Source organism: Pseudooceanicola nitratireducens, from assembly GCF_900109195.1.
Taxonomy (GTDB): Bacteria; Pseudomonadota; Alphaproteobacteria; order Rhodobacterales; family Rhodobacteraceae; genus Pseudooceanicola; species Pseudooceanicola nitratireducens.
In genome coordinates this window covers 111,034-128,503 of record NZ_FNZG01000002.1, presented here as the reverse complement: position 1 = coordinate 128,503, position 17,470 = coordinate 111,034, and the positions used below count along the sequence as shown (strand labels likewise).

At 65.9% G+C, this 17,470-nt stretch carries 16 protein-coding genes and 1 tRNA gene; 14 read left to right on the top strand and 3 right to left on the bottom strand.

The genetic code is table 11. From position 1 onward, the window contains the following. Positions 1 to 45 precede the first annotated feature (45 nt). From BMX99_RS06435 to paaZ, 13 genes are all read left to right on the top strand, one after another. Positions 46 to 774 (top strand): uroporphyrinogen-III synthase, encoded by a 729-nt coding sequence (locus BMX99_RS06435; RefSeq protein ID WP_093448896.1) that lies wholly within the window; start codon positions 46 to 48, stop codon positions 772 to 774. A gap of 48 nt (positions 775 to 822) precedes the next feature. Then, positions 823 to 2,106, top strand: coding sequence for a COG4223 family protein (locus BMX99_RS06430; RefSeq protein WP_093448892.1), 1,284 nt, complete (start codon positions 823 to 825; stop codon positions 2,104 to 2,106). 12 nt (positions 2,107 to 2,118) lie between these two features. Beyond that, positions 2,119 to 3,648, top strand: coding sequence for a heme biosynthesis protein HemY (locus BMX99_RS06425; RefSeq protein ID WP_093448888.1), 1,530 nt, complete (start codon positions 2,119 to 2,121; stop codon positions 3,646 to 3,648). Between the two features lie 45 nt (positions 3,649 to 3,693). After that, positions 3,694 to 3,769 (top strand) — tRNA-Thr (locus tag BMX99_RS06420). A gap of 476 nt (positions 3,770 to 4,245) precedes the next feature. Further along, complete coding sequence (gene paaI / locus BMX99_RS06415) at positions 4,246 to 4,644, top strand: hydroxyphenylacetyl-CoA thioesterase PaaI (RefSeq protein ID WP_093451133.1); 399 nt, start codon at positions 4,246 to 4,248, stop codon at positions 4,642 to 4,644. Continuing rightward, positions 4,641 to 5,936: a phenylacetate--CoA ligase PaaK gene (gene paaK / locus BMX99_RS06410; RefSeq protein WP_093448884.1), complete on the top strand. Its 1,296-nt coding sequence runs from the start codon at positions 4,641 to 4,643 to the stop codon at positions 5,934 to 5,936. Before paaI ends, paaK begins: the two co-directional genes overlap by 4 nt. Beyond that, on the top strand, positions 5,908 to 6,780 hold the full coding sequence (locus BMX99_RS06405; protein WP_244525482.1) for a PaaX family transcriptional regulator: 873 nt from the start codon (positions 5,908 to 5,910) through the stop codon (positions 6,778 to 6,780). The genes paaK and BMX99_RS06405 overlap by 29 nt, the downstream gene beginning before the upstream one ends. A gap of 168 nt (positions 6,781 to 6,948) precedes the next feature. Then, positions 6,949 to 7,923: a 1,2-phenylacetyl-CoA epoxidase subunit PaaA gene (paaA, locus tag BMX99_RS06400; protein ID WP_093448881.1), complete on the top strand. Its 975-nt coding sequence runs from the start codon at positions 6,949 to 6,951 to the stop codon at positions 7,921 to 7,923. Positions 7,924 to 7,927: 4 nt separating this feature from the next. Continuing rightward, the gene (paaB, locus tag BMX99_RS06395; RefSeq protein WP_093448877.1) at positions 7,928 to 8,212 is read left to right on the top strand and encodes a 1,2-phenylacetyl-CoA epoxidase subunit PaaB; all 285 of its coding nucleotides are present in this window, start codon (positions 7,928 to 7,930) and stop codon (positions 8,210 to 8,212) included. Further along, positions 8,212 to 8,952, top strand: a complete 741-nt coding sequence (paaC, locus tag BMX99_RS06390; protein WP_093448873.1) for a 1,2-phenylacetyl-CoA epoxidase subunit PaaC — start codon at positions 8,212 to 8,214, stop codon at positions 8,950 to 8,952. The genes paaB and paaC overlap by 1 nt, the downstream gene beginning before the upstream one ends. Next, positions 8,952 to 9,434, top strand: coding sequence for a 1,2-phenylacetyl-CoA epoxidase subunit PaaD (gene paaD / locus BMX99_RS06385; RefSeq protein WP_093448870.1), 483 nt, complete (start codon positions 8,952 to 8,954; stop codon positions 9,432 to 9,434). Before paaC ends, paaD begins: the two co-directional genes overlap by 1 nt. Continuing rightward, positions 9,434 to 10,501, top strand: coding sequence for a ferredoxin--NADP reductase (locus BMX99_RS06380; RefSeq protein WP_093448866.1), 1,068 nt, complete (start codon positions 9,434 to 9,436; stop codon positions 10,499 to 10,501). Before paaD ends, BMX99_RS06380 begins: the two co-directional genes overlap by 1 nt. Positions 10,502 to 10,531: 30 nt before the next feature. Continuing rightward, the gene (gene paaZ / locus BMX99_RS06375; RefSeq protein ID WP_093448863.1) at positions 10,532 to 12,517 is read left to right on the top strand and encodes a phenylacetic acid degradation bifunctional protein PaaZ; all 1,986 of its coding nucleotides are present in this window, start codon (positions 10,532 to 10,534) and stop codon (positions 12,515 to 12,517) included. Positions 12,518 to 12,535: 18 nt separating this feature from the next. Here the strand turns inward: paaZ and pepT are convergent, their stop codons facing one another. The 3 genes from pepT to BMX99_RS06360 all read right to left on the bottom strand — a co-directional run bounded on the left by pepT (position 12,536) and on the right by BMX99_RS06360 (position 15,852). Then, positions 12,536 to 13,768 (bottom strand): peptidase T, encoded by a 1,233-nt coding sequence (gene pepT, locus BMX99_RS06370; protein WP_093448859.1) that lies wholly within the window; start codon positions 13,766 to 13,768, stop codon positions 12,536 to 12,538. Between the two features lie 9 nt (positions 13,769 to 13,777). Then, complete coding sequence (gene amaB / locus BMX99_RS06365; protein WP_093448856.1) at positions 13,778 to 15,289, bottom strand: L-piperidine-6-carboxylate dehydrogenase; 1,512 nt, start codon at positions 15,287 to 15,289, stop codon at positions 13,778 to 13,780. A gap of 119 nt (positions 15,290 to 15,408) precedes the next feature. Then, on the bottom strand, positions 15,409 to 15,852 hold the full coding sequence (locus tag BMX99_RS06360; RefSeq protein ID WP_093448852.1) for a MarR family winged helix-turn-helix transcriptional regulator: 444 nt from the start codon (positions 15,850 to 15,852) through the stop codon (positions 15,409 to 15,411). Positions 15,853 to 16,002: 150 nt separating this feature from the next. Between BMX99_RS06360 and hmgA the strand changes: the two genes are divergently transcribed. Next, a complete protein-coding gene (hmgA, locus tag BMX99_RS06355; RefSeq protein ID WP_093448848.1) occupies positions 16,003 to 17,370 on the top strand; it encodes a homogentisate 1,2-dioxygenase in 1,368 nt (455 codons plus the stop codon). The last annotated feature ends 100 nt before the right edge of the window (positions 17,371 to 17,470 follow it).

The window sequence follows — 17,470 nt, the reverse complement described above, 5'->3', positions numbered from 1 at the left end:
CTGAAACAATGGCCCGACACCGTCGACCCAAGGGAGGACGACAGGATGATGCGCCCCACCATGCGCCCGGTGATCCTGATGACGCGGCCCGCGCCCGAAGGGGCCGACACCGCCCGTGACCTTGCGGCGCGGACCGGATGCGGGGTCGTTGTCTCGCCCTTGCTGGCGATCCGTGCGGCAGGCGATCTGCCCGACATGACCCGCTATCGCAGCCTGATCTTCACCTCGCGCAACGGGGTGCGGGCCTATGCGGCGCTGAACGGCCCGAAACTGCCCGCCGTCTGTGTGGGCGAGGCCACCGCCCGCGCCGCCCGGGACGCCGGCCATCCCGCCCGCGCCAGCGGCGGCGATGCCGAGGCGCTGGTGGCCGATCTGCGCGCCAATCCCCCCGAGGCGCCAATCCTGCACCTGCGCGGGGAAAGCGCCCGGGGCGACATCGCCCCCCGGCTGACCGCCGCTGGCCTGCCGACCGATGCGGCGGTGATCTATGCCCAGGATCTTTGCGATCTGAGCGATGAGGCGCGGCAGCTGCTGTCGGGCCCCGCCCCGGTCATCGTTCCGCTCTATTCCCCGCGCACGGCGGCCCGCTTTGCCGCGCTATGTCCGAAGGGCGCGCAGGTTCACCTGATCTTAATCAGCCGCAACGCAGACCTTGCCGCAGCGGCGATCGATGCCAAATCTAGAAGCATCGCGACCTCTCCTGATGCGCGGGCCATGGCAGATGCCGTGGATGCGACCCTTCGGCGGGTTGAGGGGATAGGGGGCGCGGACTAAGGTGCTGTTGCTGCAATTGCAAAGCAGGGATTCGAAAGGACGATTTTAGTGGCGGATAAGAAAGTTCCCCAGGTGGCCAATGTCGAAAACCCCAAGGGGATCGACGATGAAACGGCCCAGACCCAGGCCGAAGAAACCCTGCCCGCCGATCCGGTCGAGCCTGCGGGCGACACGGTGCCGCCCGCCGAGACAACCGACAGCATCGATCTTCCCGAACCCGACCGCGACGAAGCCTTTGGCGACGACGCGCCCGATACGGCGACCACGGTTGCCGGCGAAGACGACCGTATCGACACCGATGGCGAAGATACGGGCGGTGCCGACACCCCCGCAGAAGACACCCCGCCGATCCTGGAAAAACCCGAAGAGGTCACCCGCGAAGTGGTGGTCGAAAAGCGCGGCGGCTTCCTGCCGCTGGCCCTGGGCGGTGTTGTCGCCGCCGGGCTGGGCTTTGCCGCAGCCCTGGGCACCGGCGGCGCGATCCCCGGCCTGGGCGGAAACGCGGACCTGCAGGCCAAGATCGAGGCACAGGAACAGGTGATCGCGGAATTGCGCGCAGCCATCCCGCCCGCCGCCGATCTGGCCCCGGTGACCGCCTCGACTGAAACCAACGTGGCCGCCATTGCCGAACTCTCTGACCGTGTCGAAGGCATTGCCCTGCAGCTGGTCGAACTGACCGACCGCATGGCCGAGGTCGAAAAGGCCCCGATAGAAGGCGGCGTTTCGGATCAGGCGATCTCCGCCTACGAGGCCGAGCTGACCCGCCTGCAGGACGCCATGCGCCAGCAGCGCGAAGAAGTCGAAGGCATGGTCGCCCAGGCCGAAGCGATGAAGGCCGACGCGGCCGCGCGGTCTTCGGAAACCCAGGCGCGGGCCGCCGTGACCCGCGTGCTGTCCGCGCTGGACAACGGGGACGGCTTTGCCGAGGCGCTGGATAATCTTTCGACCACCGGCACCCAGATCCCCGATGCGCTGTCGGCCAATGCCGAAGGGGTCGCCACCCTGTCGGACCTGCGCGCCGACTTCCCCGAGGCCGCGCGCAACGCGCTGGCCGTGACCCGTGGGGCGGGCAATTCCTCGGTCGGGGACTTCTTCCGCACCCAGCTGGGGGTCCGGTCGCTGAACCCGCGCGAAGGCGATGATCCCGACGCGGTGCTTAGCCGGGCCGAGGCCGCGGTGACCCAGGGCGATCTGGCCACGGCCCTGACGGAAATCAAGGCGCTGCCCGAACCCGCCCGCGCCGAGCTGGCCGATTGGACCGCCCGGGCCGAAACCCGCCTGGCCGCGACCCAGGCCGCCAACGGTCTGCTGGCCGAACTGAATTCGAACTAAGGAACGCCGCCGATGCTCTGGTCTCTTGTGAAGATAGTCGTTTTCGTCGCGCTGGTGGCGGCCGCAACCCTCGGGGCAAGCTACCTGCTGGACATGCAGGGCGGCGTGCGCATCGCCATGGGCGGGATCGAGGTCAACCTGACCCCGCTGAAGGCGGTGATCGCGGCCATCGTGCTGATCTTTGCGGTCTGGCTGTTCCTCAAGCTGTTCGCGCTGGTCATCGCGCTGCTGCGGTTCATCAACGGCGATGAAACCGCCCTGTCGCGCTATTTCGACCGCAACCGCGAACGCAAGGGCTTTGACGCGCTGAGCGAGGGCATGATGGCGCTGGCCTCGGGCGAGGGGCGGCGCGCCATGTCCAAGGCCGCCAAGGCCGAGAAATACCTGCACCGCCCGGAACTGACGACGCTTCTGACCGCCCAGGCCGCCGAGATGGTCGGCGACAAGCGCAAGGCCGAACAGGCCTACAAGAAGCTTCTGTCTGACGATTCCACCCGCTTTGTCGGCGTGCGCGGGATCATGAAACAGAAGCTGGCCGAGGGTGACACCGACACCGCGCTGGCGCTGGCGGAAAAGGCCTTTGCCATCAAGCCCGGCCACGAAGAGGTGCAGGACACCCTGCTGAAACTGCAGGCGCAGCGCAGCGACTGGAAAGGGGCCCGCGCCACGCTGAAGGCCAAACTGCGTCACGGCAACCTGCCGCGCGACGTGCACCGCCGCCGCGATGCCGTACTCGCGCTGAGCGAGGCCAAGGGCGTCTTTGCCGAAGGGGCCAGCATCGAATCCCGTGAAGCCGCGATCGAGGCGAACAAACTGTCGCCCGACCTGATCCCCGCCGCCGTCATGGCCGCGCGGTCCTATATCGAAAACGGCCACAAGCGCCACGCCGCCCGCGTGTTGAAAAAGGCCTGGGAGGCCTCGCCGCACCCCGACCTGGCCGGTGCCTTCGCCGAGATCGAACCCGAGGAGAGCCCTAAGGATCGTCTCAAGCGGTTCCAGAAACTGGTCGCCCCCGCACCCACGCACCGCGAATCCCGCCTGCTGATGGCAGAGCTGAACATCGCCGCCGAGGATTTCCCCGAAGCGCGCCGGTCCCTGGGCAACCTGGCCACGGAAAATCCCGATGCGCGCGTGCTGACCATCATGGCGGCAATCGAACGCGGCGAGGGGGCTTCGGACGCGATCGTCAAGGGCTGGCTGGCCCGCGCCGTCACCGCGCCGCGCGGCCCGCAATGGACCTGTGAGAACTGCCACCAGATCCACGCCAGCTGGACCCCGGTCTGCGACAACTGCGGGGCATTCGACACCCTGGCCTGGAAACCGGCCCCGGCCGCCGACAGCCAAAGCGCCATGGGGACCGCCATGCTGCCGCTGATCGTCGGCCAGATCGAGGACGCGACCCCGGCCAGCACCCCCGCCCCCCACGACCCGGTGGTCGAGGATCCGGTGATCGAGGCGGAAGAGGCGGAAATCATTGCCGAACGCGCCGAGGATGACGCCGATGAGGCCGAAGAAAAGCCCAAGGAAGGTGTGAAAGAATAGGTCTTTCCCTGACCGGGGCGGGGTGCTATAGCCCGCCCTCACGGGGCCGCTGTAGCTCAGCTGGTAGAGCACGTCATTCGTAATGATGGGGTCGGGGGTTCGAGTCCCTTCAGCGGCACCACTTTCCTTTAACGGTCAGAAAACACCCCTCCGGTCCCGGACTGGATACCGGTGCGCGTGCCTGCGCTTTTTCCCATCGCGACCTGATCGACTTCGGGAACACCCCGATGATGCCCGCACGGGCGGGGTTTTCAGATCGGATGATTGCCCTGGACTGGCGGGGCATTTCATCTGGTCCTTGATCATGTCCCATCCCACGATAGCGGGCGGTTTTCTTCCGGGCTTCCTGATTGCGCGGTCTCGCAGGGCGCGTCCCGCGGGCCTTCTGGCGCTGGCCCTGAGACATATGTCTCGTGTCGCCCCCTTTCGTCTGCAACGGGCGCAGGTCAACAGGGCGGATTGACCGCTCCCCCCGGTTTATGCGACACACTTTTTCGAGGGGCTGTGAAATATTGTGCCATATTCGCATCCCGGGGGGAGGACGACAGGGAGGAGGAAACCGTGTCGCAAGAGACTGCCGAACGCTCGGCCGCGGCCATGTGGGCCAACGACCAGGCCAGCCAGGGCCTGGGGATGGAGATCGCCGCGATCGCGCCCGGCCGCTGCACCATGCGGATGCCGGTCGAGGCGCGGATGCTGAACGGGCTGGCGACCTGCCACGGCGGGTATATCTTCACCCTTGCCGACAGCGCCTTTGCCTTCGCCTGCAACAGCCACAACCAGATGACCGTGGCGCAGCATTGCGCGGTGACCTTCCACGCCCCCGGACGCCTCGGCGATGTGCTGACCGCCACCGCAGAAGAGGTCACTTTGCAGGGCCGCTCGGGTCTGTATGACGTCATGGTGCACAACCAGGACGGCACGCTGATCGCCAGCTTCCGCGGCCATTCCCGCGCCGTCAAAGGCCAGCATTTCCATCAGGAGCAGGACGCATGAACGCCACCAACCCCCGGGGCGTCGCCCTCGATCCGATCGAAACCGCATCCCGCGACGAAATCACCGCGCTGCAGCTGACCCGCCTGAAGGACACCCTGTCCCGCGCCTATGCCGGATCGCCGGTCTACCGGGCCAAGTTCGACGCGGCGGGTGTGCATCCCGATGACCTCAAGTCCCTGTCAGATCTGTCGAAATTCCCCTTCACGGTGAAACAGGACCTGCGCGACAACTACCCCTACGGGATGTTCGCCGTGCCGCAGGATCAGCTGGCGCGCGTGCATGCCTCCTCGGGCACCACGGGCAAACCGACCGTCGTGGGCTATACGAAGACTGACATCGACATGTGGGCCAGCGTCGTCGCGCGGTCCATCCGTGCCGCCGGCGGTGCGCCCGGTGACGTCTGCCATATTGCCTATGGTTACGGGCTCTTTACCGGCGGGCTTGGCGCGCATTACGGGGCCGAGAAACTGGGCTGCACCGTCGTGCCTGTCTCGGGCGGGATGACCGAACGCCAGGTGACCCTGATCGAGGATTTCGGCCCCTCGATCATCATGGTCACGCCCTCCTACATGCTGTCGATCCTTGATGCCTTCCGCGCCGCCGGCAAGGACCCGCGTGCCTCCAACCTGCGCGTCGGTATCTTCGGCGCGGAGCCCTGGACCAATTCCATGCGGACCGAAATCGAGGACGCCTTCGGCATCGACGCCGTTGATATCTTTGGCCTGTCCGAGGTCATCGGCCCCGGCGTCGCCCAGGAATGCGTGGAAACCAAGGACGGGCTGCACATCTGGGAAGACCACTTCTACCCCGAGGTCGTGAACCCCGAGACCGGCGAACCCGTCGCCGATGGCGAAATGGGCGAGTTGGTCTTCACCTCGCTGACGAAAGAAGCCTTCCCGATCATCCGCTACCGCACCCGCGACCTGACCCGCCTTCTGCCCGGCACCGCCCGCAGCATGCGGCGGATGGAAAAGGTCACGGGCCGGTCCGACGACATGATCATCCTGCGCGGCGTCAACGTCTTCCCCACCCAGATCGAGGAACAGATCCTCAAGGTCGGCGGCCTGTCCCCGCATTACGAAATCCACCTGGATCGTCAGGGCCGGATGGACACGATGCTGGTGAAATGCGAAGCGGTAGGGACCGGGGACGGGGCCCAGGATCGCGAACTGGCGCATCACATCAAATCTGTGATCGGCATTTCCGCCAAGGTCGAACTGACGCGCCCCGGCACGCTGTCGCGATCGGAAGGAAAAGCCAGACGTGTCTTCGACAACCGCCCAGCCCGATAGCAGCGGCGATCCCGCCATTGCCGCCATCCTGCGGGATTTCCCGGTCTCGGCCGGGGCCTTCATCGTCACGCTCTACGGCGACGTGGTCGCGCCGCGCGGCGGCGAACTCTGGATGGGCAATATCATCGAGGCCTGCGCCGCCGTCGGCATCGGTGAAAGCCGCGTACGCACGGCGGTCAGCCGCCTTGTCAGCGGCGGCCAGCTGGTCGGGTTCAAGGAGGGCCGGCGCAGCTATTACCGCCTTTCGCCCGAGGCCGAGCGCGAATTCCAGCGCGCCGCCCGGCTGATCTATGCGCCGCCGCGCGCCGACCCACTGCGCGGCTGGCACATGGTCGTCCTGCCCGTGGGCGAGGACCGGGATGCGCTGCTCTCCCGGCTCACTGCTCTGCGTTTCGGGCTGGCGCGTCCGCATCTGGCCATCCGTCCCGACCGGGGCGAACCGCTGCCCCCCCTTGGCACCCCGCATTTCCGCGCCACGACCGAAGACGACCTGACCGCGCTGGCTGCCCAGGCCTGGGATCTGCCCGGCCTTCAGGACGACATGGCGCGATTCGTTTCGGGCTTCTCGGCCGTGCGCGCCGACAGCGCGGCGGCCCTGGGCCTGCGGCTGCTGCTGGTCCATGCCTTCCGCCGCATCGCCCTGCGCGACCCGGCCCTGCCGCTTGGCATGCTGCCCGAAGGCTGGCCCGCGCCGCAGGCCCGCAGCCTCTTTGCCCGGCTCTACCTGGCGCTGTCGCCCGCCGCGGATCAGGCCGTCACCAGTGGATTCGTCGACCGCAACGGCCCGCTTCTGCCCGATCAGGCGCGCATGGCCCGCCGCATCGCCGACCTGGCCGAGGCCTGACATCTCCGGCCCTTCCCGCGCCCCTGACATCCTCTTGCCCGAAATATCCCCGCCGGAGGCGCATCTCTCCGCCGCCGCCCCGGCCGGGTCTTTTCCAAAAGCATCACGCAATTATTGACCCAAGCTAAAATATGTGATGTATTTCCTCTGCGCGAGGAGGATCACATCATGTATGCTCAGATGGTTGAAAGCGGTCAGGCGGGCACGTCGGACCAGGACAAGGCCTTTCAGGACAAGATCGACCGGAACGTGCGGATCGAACCGCGCGACTGGATGCCCGAGGGCTATCGCAAGACGCTGATCCGCCAGATCAGCCAGCATGCCCATTCCGAAATCGTTGGCCAGCTGCCCGAGGGCAATTGGATCACCCGCGCCCCCAGCCTGCAGCGCAAGGCGATCCTGCTGGCCAAAGTCCAGGACGAGGCCGGGCATGGCCTGTACCTGTACTGCGCCGCCGAAACCCTTGGCGTGTCGCGGGATGAGCTGACGGAACAGCTGCTCTCGGGCAAGGCCAAGTATTCCTCGATCTTCAACTATCCCACCCTGACCTGGGCCGACGTGGGCATGATCGGCTGGCTGGTCGACGGTGCGGCGATCATGAACCAGGTGCCGCTGCAGCGCTGCTCCTACGGGCCCTATTCCCGCGCGATGATCCGCGTCTGCAAGGAAGAATCCTTCCACCAGCGCCAGGGCTTCGACATCGTCCGCGCCCTGGTCGAGGGCACCGAGGATCAGAAAGCCATGGCGCAGGACGCGCTGAACCGCTGGTGGTGGCCCGCCATCATGATGTTCGGCCCGCCGGATGCGGATTCGACCCATTCCGAACAATCGATGAAATGGGGCATCAAGCTGAACTCCAACGATGAGCTGCGCCAGAAATTCGTCGACCAGACCGTGCCGCAGGCCGAATGGCTGGGGCTGACGCTGCCCGACCCGGACCTGAAGTGGAACGAAGACCGGCAAAGCTATGACTTCGGCACGCCCGACTGGGACGAATTCTTCAACGTCATCAAGGGCAACGGCATCTGCAACCGCGAACGCCTGGATGCGCGCAACAAGGCCTGGGATGACGGCGCCTGGTTCCGCGAAGGGCTGATGGCCCATGCCGAAAAGACCACCAAACAGAACATCGCAGCGGAGTGATCCCATGAGCACCGAATTTCCCCTCTGGGAGGTCTTCATCCGGGGCCAGCACGGCCTTGCCCATCGTCATGTCGGATCGCTGCATGCGCCGGATGCCGAACTGGCGCTGAAATCCGCCCGCGACGTCTACACCCGCCGCAACGAAGGCGTGTCGATCTGGGTCGTGCCGTCGTCGGCCATTGCCGCGCTCGACCCGTCCGAGGCGGAACAGAACTTCGCCCCGTCGGAATCCAAGATCTACCGCCACCCGACCTTCTTTGACATTCCCGAAGACGTGGGGGCCATGTAATGAGCCCCTTCGCGACCTTCTGCCTGCGGATGGGTGACAACGCCCTGATCCTGGGCCAGCGGACCGGCGAATGGTGCGGACATGCGCCCGTGCTGGAAGAAGACATCGCCTTTGCCAACATGGGGCTGGACCTGATCGGCCAGACCCAGCTGTGGTATGGCATGGTCTCGGACGAGCTGGGCAAATCCCCCGACGATCTGGCATTTTTTCGGGGCGAGCGGGAGTTTCTGAACACCCTGCTGGTCGAACAGCCCAACACCGATTTCGCCCATGCGCTGATGCGGCAGTATCTCTTCGACGCCTGGCATCTGCCGATGCTGGACGGGTTGACCGGGTCGACCAACGCCGATGTCGCCGCGCTGGCCGAGAAATCGGTGAAGGAAGTGCGCTATCACATCGACCGCTCGCGCGATCTGATCGTGCGCCTGGGCGATGGATCGCCGGAAAGCCATGACCGGATGCAGGCGGCTCTGGACTGGCTCTGGCCATTTACCGCCGATCTGCTGGCCCGCGACGCGGCCGACGACACGCTGGTGGCCGAGGGCATGATCCCCGCAGCCGCGCCCGTGCAACAGGCCTTCGACTGGGAAACCGCTGAAACCTTCGCCCGCGCCACGCTGACAGCGCCCGACGGCCCGCGCCGCACCGGGGGCCGCACCGGCAACCATTCCGAACACATGGGATACCTGCTGGCGGTGATGCAATCCGTGCCGCGCGCCCATCCCGGTGCGCACTGGTAATGCCGACGCTCGATCAGATGCGGGCGGTGGTGGCCCAGGTCCCGGACCCCGAGATCCCGGCGGTCTCTCTGGTCGATCTGGGCATCGTGCGCGACGTGGCGCTAGAGGGCGAGACGGTCGTTGTCACCGTCACCCCCACCTACACCGGTTGCCCGGCCACGGCTGTCATCGCGCTGGACATCGAAACCGAACTGCTGCGGCAGGGCGCGGACAAGGTGCGCATCGACACCCGCATGTCGCCCGCCTGGACCACAGACTGGATCACGGACCAGGGGCGTGAAAAGCTGCGCGCCTATGGCATCGCGCCGCCCACGGTCGCGGCGGCGAATTGTGCCGGCATGCTCTCGGCCCAGTCGCCGGACTGCCCGCTGTGCGGATCGGCCGATACGGCGCTGATCGCGGGGCGCGGATCGACGCCCTGCAAGGCGCAGTTCCGCTGCAACTCCTGTCTCGAACCCTTCGACTATTTCAAGGCGATCTGATGGACCGTTTCTTCCCCCTCACCGTCACCGACATCCGCCATGACACCCGCGACGCGGTGGTTGTATCCCTCGCCCCGCGCGCGCAGGATGCGGCGCGTTTCGCCTTCAAACCCGGTCAGTACCTGACCTTCCGCCGCGATTTCGATGGCGAGGAGCTGCGCCGGTCGTACTCGATCTGCGCCACCCCCGATCAGGGGCTGCGCGTCGGGATCAAGCGGGTCGCGGGCGGGGCGTTTTCCTCCTTCGCCAAGGAGGATCTGGCGGTCGGCGACGTGGTCGACGTGATGCCGCCGCAGGGCCGCTTTACCGCGCCCGAGGCCCCCGCCGGGCATTACCTGCTGATCGCGGGCGGGTCGGGGATCACGCCGGTCCTGTCGATCGCCAAGACGCTGCTTGAACGCTCCGACGCGCGGGTCACGCTGATCTACGGCAACCGTGACACCGCCAGCATCATGTTCAAATCCGAAATTGCCGAGCTCAAGGACCGCTATCTGACGCGCCTGTCCATCGTGCATATCTTTGACGGCGAAGATCAGGAAATCCCGCTGTTCTCGGGCCAGATCACCGAAAGCAAGGCGAAGGACCTGTTTGCCGGCTGGGTGCCGGTTGGCGATGTCACCGCCGCCTACCTGTGCGGACCCAAGCCGATGATGGACGGGGTCGCCGCCGCGCTTGCAGACGCCGGCCTTGCCAAGGATCAGATCCATTTTGAACTGTTCCTGTCGGACCAGCCCGGCCGCGCCGCCCGCAAGGCCGAGGCCGAGGCCGCCAAGGCCGCGGGCGACATGGTTGCGGTCACCGTTTTGATCGAAGGCCATGCGCATCGCTTTGACATGCCCCGCCGGGGCCAGTCGGTTCTGGAAGCCGCGCGGGAACACGGGCTGGAGGCCCCCTATTCCTGCAAGGCGGGCGTCTGTTCGACCTGCATGTGCCGCCTCAAGGACGGCGAGGTCGAGATGATGCAGAACTTCGCGCTTGAGGATTACGAGGTCGAGCGCGGGCTGGTCCTGTCCTGTCAGGCCATTCCCCTGACCGACAAGATCACCGTGGAATACGAAAGCCACTAAGGCAGGCCGAAAGCCGATAAGGGAGGACACATGCGCCGGTTGGAGCATTACATCACCGGGGCCTGGACCCCGGCCGCAGGCACGGGTGCCGTTCTGGCCGATGCCGTCACGGGTGAGGCGATCTTTGAAACCGGTGCCGCGCCCGACATGGGGCCGGTGCTGGATCACGCCCGCAAAGTCGGCGGCCCGGCGCTGCGCGCGATGACGCCGCACCAGCGGGCGTTGATGCTCAAGGCGCTTGGCCAGAAGCTGATGGAGCGGAAGGAAGAGCTATATGCCCTGTCCGCCCATACCGGGGCCACGCGGTCCGACAGCTGGATCGACATCGACGGCGGCATCGGAACGCTTCTGACCTATGCGTCGCGTGCGCGGCGGGAATTGCCCAACCAGAACACCATGCGCGACGGCGGGGCCGAGGTTCTGGCCAAGGACGGCAGTTTCGTCGGCCAGCACGTCCGCGTGCCGCGTCAGGGCGCGGCGGTGATGATCAACGCCTATAACTTCCCTGTCTGGGGAATGCTGGAAAAGCTCGCCCCGGCGTGGATCGCGGGCATGCCGGCCATCGTGAAACCGGCGCGGCAGACGGCCTATGTGACCGAACTGGCCGTGCGCATGATGATCGACACCGGGCTGGTGCCCGAGGGCGCGATCCAGCTGATCTGCGGCGATGCGGGGGATCTGATCGACCAGCTGGGGCCGGAGGATATGCTAAGCTTCACCGGGTCCGCCGCCGTGGCCCAAAAGCTGCGCGCTCATCCGGCGGTTCTGGCGGGCCCCGTGCCCTTCAACGCCGAGGCCGACAGCCTGAACGCCGCGATCCTGGGGCCCGACGTGACGCCCGAGGCACCCGAATTCGACCTCTTCATCACTGAAGTCTTCCGCGAGATGACGGTGAAGGCCGGGCAGAAATGCACCGCGATCCGCCGGGTGATCGTGCCCACAGCCCTGATCGACGCCGTGCAATCCGCGCTGGCCGACCGGATCGCCGCCACCGGCCCCGGGGACATGGGCCGTCTGGTGTCGCAGGGGCAGGCCGATGACGTCCGTGCCGCGATCGCGGCCCTGACGGAAGAGGCGACGCTGGTCGCAGGCGGGGCCTATGCCGGCACCTGGCACGCGCCGACCCTGTTGCGCTGCGACGAAGCGATGACCGCCCGCGCGCCGCATGAGGTCGAAGCCTTCGGCCCGGTGGCCACCCTCATGCCCTATGACGGCATCGACCAGGCGATCGCCATCGCCAACCTTGGCGGCGGGTCGCTGGTGTCTTCGGTCTTCACCAACGACGACCATGTGGCGCGTGACTTTGCCCTTGGCATTGCGCGGCTGAACGGGCGGGTGATGTTCGGCAACCGGGGGTCCGCCAAAACATCGACGGGCCATGGATCGCCCCTGCCGATGCTGATCCACGGCGGCCCGGGTCGTGCGGGCGGAGGAGAGGAGCTGGGCGGCATCCGCGCCGTTTTCCACCACATGCACCGCGTCGCCCTGCAGGGCACGCCCGACCAGATCGCAGCCGTCACCGGTGTCTGGGTGCCCGGAGCCGCGCAGCGCGAAGATCGCCATCCGTTCCTGAAACCGCTGAGCGATTTGGAGATCGGCGATACGATCCGCACCGCCTCGCGCACCGTAACGCTCGACGATATCGAACATTTCGCCAATTTCACCGGCGACACCTTCTATGCCCACATGGACGAAGACGCCGCCCGGCGGAACCCCTTCTTCCCGGGCCGGGTGGCGCATGGATACCTGATCGTCAGCTTTGCGGCGGGGCTTTTTGTCGAACCCTCCGAAGGGCCGGTGCTGGCCAACTACGGCGTCGACAACCTGCGCTTCATGGCCCCGGTCAGCCCGGGCGATGCGCTGTCGGTGATCCTGACCGCCAAGGAAATCACCCCCCGCGAAGGCGAAGGTCATGGTGAGGTCAGGTGGGATTGCACCGTTCTGCGCGACGGCGACGCGGTCGTGGCCCAATACGACGTGCTGACACTGGTGGCCAAGGAACCGCGAACACTCTGATCGCGGTCCCCCTTTTCGTCACGCCTTCGCGGCGCGCTGGACCAGGGCCAGGAACAGGTCCGTTGCGCGGGCCATATCTTGGACCGACACCCATTCCAGCGGGCCGTGGATCATCTGCATCCCGGTGAACAGGTTGGGCGTCGGCACGCCCATTTCCGTCAGGCGCGATCCGTCGGTGCCGCCGCGGATCGGCACGGAAATCGGCTCTATCCCAAGCGATTCCGCAGCCCCCCGCGCCAGGTCGACCGGCGTCATGTCCTTCTCCAGCCAATAGCGCATGTTGCGGTACTGCGGGGTGATGTTGCAGGTGATCTCGGCCCGGGGCTCTGCGGCCTGAACCGCGTCACAGACCTTGCGCAGGATGTCGCGCTTCTGCTCCAGCCCCTCCAGTTCGAAGTCGCGCAGGATCAGCTTGATCCGCATGTCCGAGGACCCGCCCTCCATGTCGGTGGCATGGATGAAGCCGTCGCGACCGTCTGTCAGTTCGGGCACCATGCTCTGCTGCGGCAGCATGTCGATGATCTTGGCGGCCAGGTGGATGGCATTGACCATCTTGCCCTTGGCATAGCCCGGATGGATCGAGACCCCCTTGATCCGCACCTCGGCCCCGTCGGCGGAGAAGCTTTCGTATTCGATTTCGCCCAGCTCTCCTCCGTCGAAGGTATAGGCGAAATCACAGGCCAGATCCTTGGGCAACTGCGGCCCGACACCCCGTCCGATTTCCTCGTCTGGGGTAAAGGCGATGCGGATCTTGCCATGCGGGATCTCGGGGTTGTCCAGCAGGTGCTGTGCGGCGCTCATGATGATGGCCACGCCCGCCTTGTCGTCGGCACCCAGAAGCGTCAGGCCGGATGCGGTGACGATGTCATGCCCCTGTTTCGTCCCTAAATAAGGCGAATTCGACGGCGACAGCACCAGGTCTGCGTTGTCGGGATAAGTGATGTCCCCGCCGTTGTAGCCCCGGATCACCCGGGGTTTCACGCCCGTCGCATTGTACTGCGGTGCAGTGTCCACATGGGCAAGAAACCCGATGGTGGGCCCTTCGGCCGTGGCGGGGATCGTGGCCAGGACAACGCCGTAATCGGTCAGGGTGACGTCCTGCGCGCCCATCTCCGTCAGCTCGGCCTGCAGCATCCGCAGCAGGTCATACTGGATCTCGGTGGACGGGGCGGTGGCGCTGTCGGCGTCCGACTGGGTGTCCACGGCGCAATAGCGGACCAGCCGGTCCTCGAGATTTCGGTCAAAGCTCATGTCGCTGCCTCAGATGTCAAAGGTCACGCCCTGCGCAAGAGGCAGGTCGCGGGAATAGTTGATCGTATTGGTGGCGCGGCGCATATAGGCGCGCCAGGCGTCGGACCCGCTTTCGCGGCCGCCGCCGGTTTCCTTTTCACCGCCGAAGGCCCCGCCGATTTCCGCGCCGGACGTGCCGATATTGACGTTCGCGATGCCACAGTCCGATCCGCGTGCGGACAGGAAGGTCTCCATCTCGCGCAGGTCGGTGGTGAAGATCGACGACGACAGCCCGCCGCCAACCGCGTTGTGATCCTCCAGAACGCTGTCGAAATCGCTGTATTTCATGACGTAAAGGATCGGCGCAAAGGTTTCGCGCAGCACCGGGCCGTCATGCACCGGCATTTCCACCAGCGCGGGCCGGACATAGTAGGACGCCGCGCCTTCGACGTCGTGGCGTTCGCCGCCGTGCACCGTGCCGCCCAGGGCCTGCGCTTCGGCCAGAGCCGCGCCCATGCCGTCAAAGGCCGCCTTGTCGATCAGCGGACCGACCAGCGCGTCGGATGTCAGCGGGTTGCCAATACTCACCGAGCCATAGGCCCGGATCAGCGCTGGCACGATCTGGTCATAGACGCTGTCATGCACGAAAAGCCGCCGCATCGTGGTGCAGCGCTGCCCGGCGGTGCCCATGGCCCCGAAGGCAATCGCCCGCAACGCCATATCCATATCGGCCGAGGGGCAGACGATCCCGGCATTGTTCCCGCCCAGTTCCAGGATGGATTTGCCAAAGCGCGCCGCCACCTTGGGGCCGACGATCCGACCCATCCGTGTCGACCCTGTTGCGCTGATCAGAGCCACATTTTCGCTGTCCACCAGCGCCTCACCAACCTCGGGCCCGCCGACCAGGACCTGGCTCAGCCCCTCGGGCGCGTCGGTGCCGAAGCGTGCGATGGCCCGGTCCAGAACCGCCTGGCAGGCCAGCGCGGTCAGCGGAGTCTTTTCCGAGGGCTTCCAGATCACTGGATCGCCGCAGACCAGCGCCAGCGCGGAATTCCAGCACCAGGGCGCGCAGGGAAAGTTGAAGGCGGTGATGATGCCGACGACCCCCAGGGGGTGCCAGGTTTCCATCATGCGATGACCGGGGCGTTCGGTGGCGATGGTCAGACCATACAGCTGCCGCGACAGGCCCACGGCAAAGTCGCAGATGTCGATCATCTCCTGCACCTCGCCCAGCCCCTCGGACGGGGATTTCCCCGCCTCGATGCTGACCATGCGGCCCAGGTCTTCCTTGGATTTGCGCAGCTCTTCCGCAAACAGGCGCACCAGCTCGCCCCGGCGGGGGGCGGGGACCATGCGCCAGGCCTTGAAGGCGGCGCGGGCCTGGTCGATCGCGGCATGGGTTGCGGCGACGTCATGCACGGCCAGGGTCGCCACGACCTCTCCGCTGACCGGAGAGACGACATCCATCCCGCCCGAAACGGCAAGATCGGCGCTGACCCCGCAGGCCTGCATCGTGGATCGGGTGGTTTCGGCAAGCGTCATGGCGCGTCCTCTCTGGTTTGGTCGTCTTGTTTTCCGCACCCTATCGCCGCCCCGGCGCAAAGGTCTAGGGCAGGCAGCGCAGCACCGGGGGCAAGGGCGGGATGACGGGACGGAAGGGCCTAGGCGCTTGCCAGCCGGTCCAGGATCCGCCGCAGCAGGGCCAGGTCTTCGGCCCCAAGGCGCGCGGCCAGACCGGCCTCGAATTCCCTGGCGGCACCGGACAGATCGGTGAAGGCGCGATAGCCCGCCGGGGTCAGCGACAGGATCTCGACCCGGCGGTCTTCTTCGCTGACCTCACGGGTCAGGAACCGCTTGCGCGACAGCGCCTCGACCGCGCGCGACACCTTGGTCTTGTGGATCCGCGCCCTGGAGGAGATGTCCCGCGCACTCAGCGCGCCATACCGGCCCAGGTGGAACAGCACCCGCCATTCCGTGCGCAGCATCCCGTAGCGTTCGCGATAAATGCGGGAAAAGGCTTCGCCCTGCGTCTCGGCGGCGAGGTTCAGAAGATAGGGGGTAAAGGCCGAAAGCTCGAACGCCTTGGCGGGATCCTGCGGGTCCATTGTTTTTTCCGCCTCTTTCCGAAGATTTTCCTTGTTAGTTACAAAAGTAACTATCATCCACGGACCAGACAAGCCGCAATGACGCCAAGTTCCCGGGTGGGGCCGCCGCATGGCCGAACACCCCGGGACGCGCCAGAAAGGACAAGGCCCATGAACGACCAGACCAAGATCTCGGGACTGACCCGCGCCGCCGGGATCAGCGCCCTGCACGATGGATATATGCCCGGTTTCGGCAATGATTTCGAAACCGAGGCCCTGCCCGGCGCCCTGCCCGAAGGCATGAACAGCCCGCAGAAATGCGCCTATGGCCTGTATGGTGAACAGCTGTCCGGCACAGCCTTCACCGCGCCCAGCCATCAGAACGAACGCACCTGGTGCTATCGTATCCGGCCCTCGGTGAAACATTCCGGGCGGTATCAGAAGATCAGCCTGCCCTATTGGCAGTCGGCCCCGAATGTGGACCCGGACGTGACATCCCTGGGGCAGTACCGCTGGGATCCGGTGCCGCATTCCGACAAGCCGCTGACCTGGCTGACTGGCATGCGCACCATGACCACGGCGGGCGACGTCTATACCCAGGTCGGCATGGCCAGCCATATCTACCTGGTGACCGAGTCCATGGTGGATGAATATTTCTATTCGGCCGACAGCGAATTGCTGGTCGTGCCGCAGGAAGGCCGGCTGCGGTTCTGCACCGAACTGGGCATCATCGACATCGAGCCCAAGGAAATCGCCATCCTGCCCCGCGGCCTGGTCTACCGGGTCGAGCTGTTGGACGGCCCCGCCCGGGGCTTTGTCTGCGAAAACTACGGCCAGAAATTCGACCTGCCGGGCCGGGGTCCGATCGGCGCGAACTGCATGGCCAACCGGCGCGACTTCAAGACGCCCGTCGCCGCCTTCGAGGATCGCGACGCGCCCTCGAAGATCACCATCAAGTGGCAGGGCCAGTTCCATGAGACGCACATCGGCCATTCGCCGCTGGATGTGGTCGCCTGGCACGGCAATTACTGCCCCGTCAAATACGACATGCGCACCTACTGCCCCGTCGGCGCGATCCTGTTCGACCATCCCGATCCGTCGATCTTTACCGTGCTGACCGCGCCTTCGGGGGTCGAGGGCACCGCGAATATCGACTTCGTGCTGTTCCGCGAACGCTGGATGGTGGCGGAAAACACCTTCCGTCCGCCCTGGTACCACAAGAACGTCATGTCCGAGCTGATGGGCAATATCTATGGCGAATACGACGCCAAACCGAACGGCTTTGCCCCCGGCGGGATGAGCCTGCACAACATGATGATGCCCCATGGTCCCGACAATGAAGCCTTTGAAAAGGCGACATTCGCGGATCTTCAGCCCGGCAAGCTCGACAATACGATGTCGTTCATGTTCGAAACCCGTTTCCCGCAGCACCTGACGGCCTTTGCCGCGAAAGAAGCCCCCCTGCAGGACGATTACATCGACTGCTGGGACAGCCTGAAGAAGCGTTTTGACGGCACGCCCGAGGGGAACTGGGACTAGCGCCATCCGGGCTGACGCGAGGGGGCGCTGCCCCCTCACCCCCCGGAGTATTTCCGGCAAGATGATCAGGGGGGCGCGCGATTGCACCCCCGAAAGGACA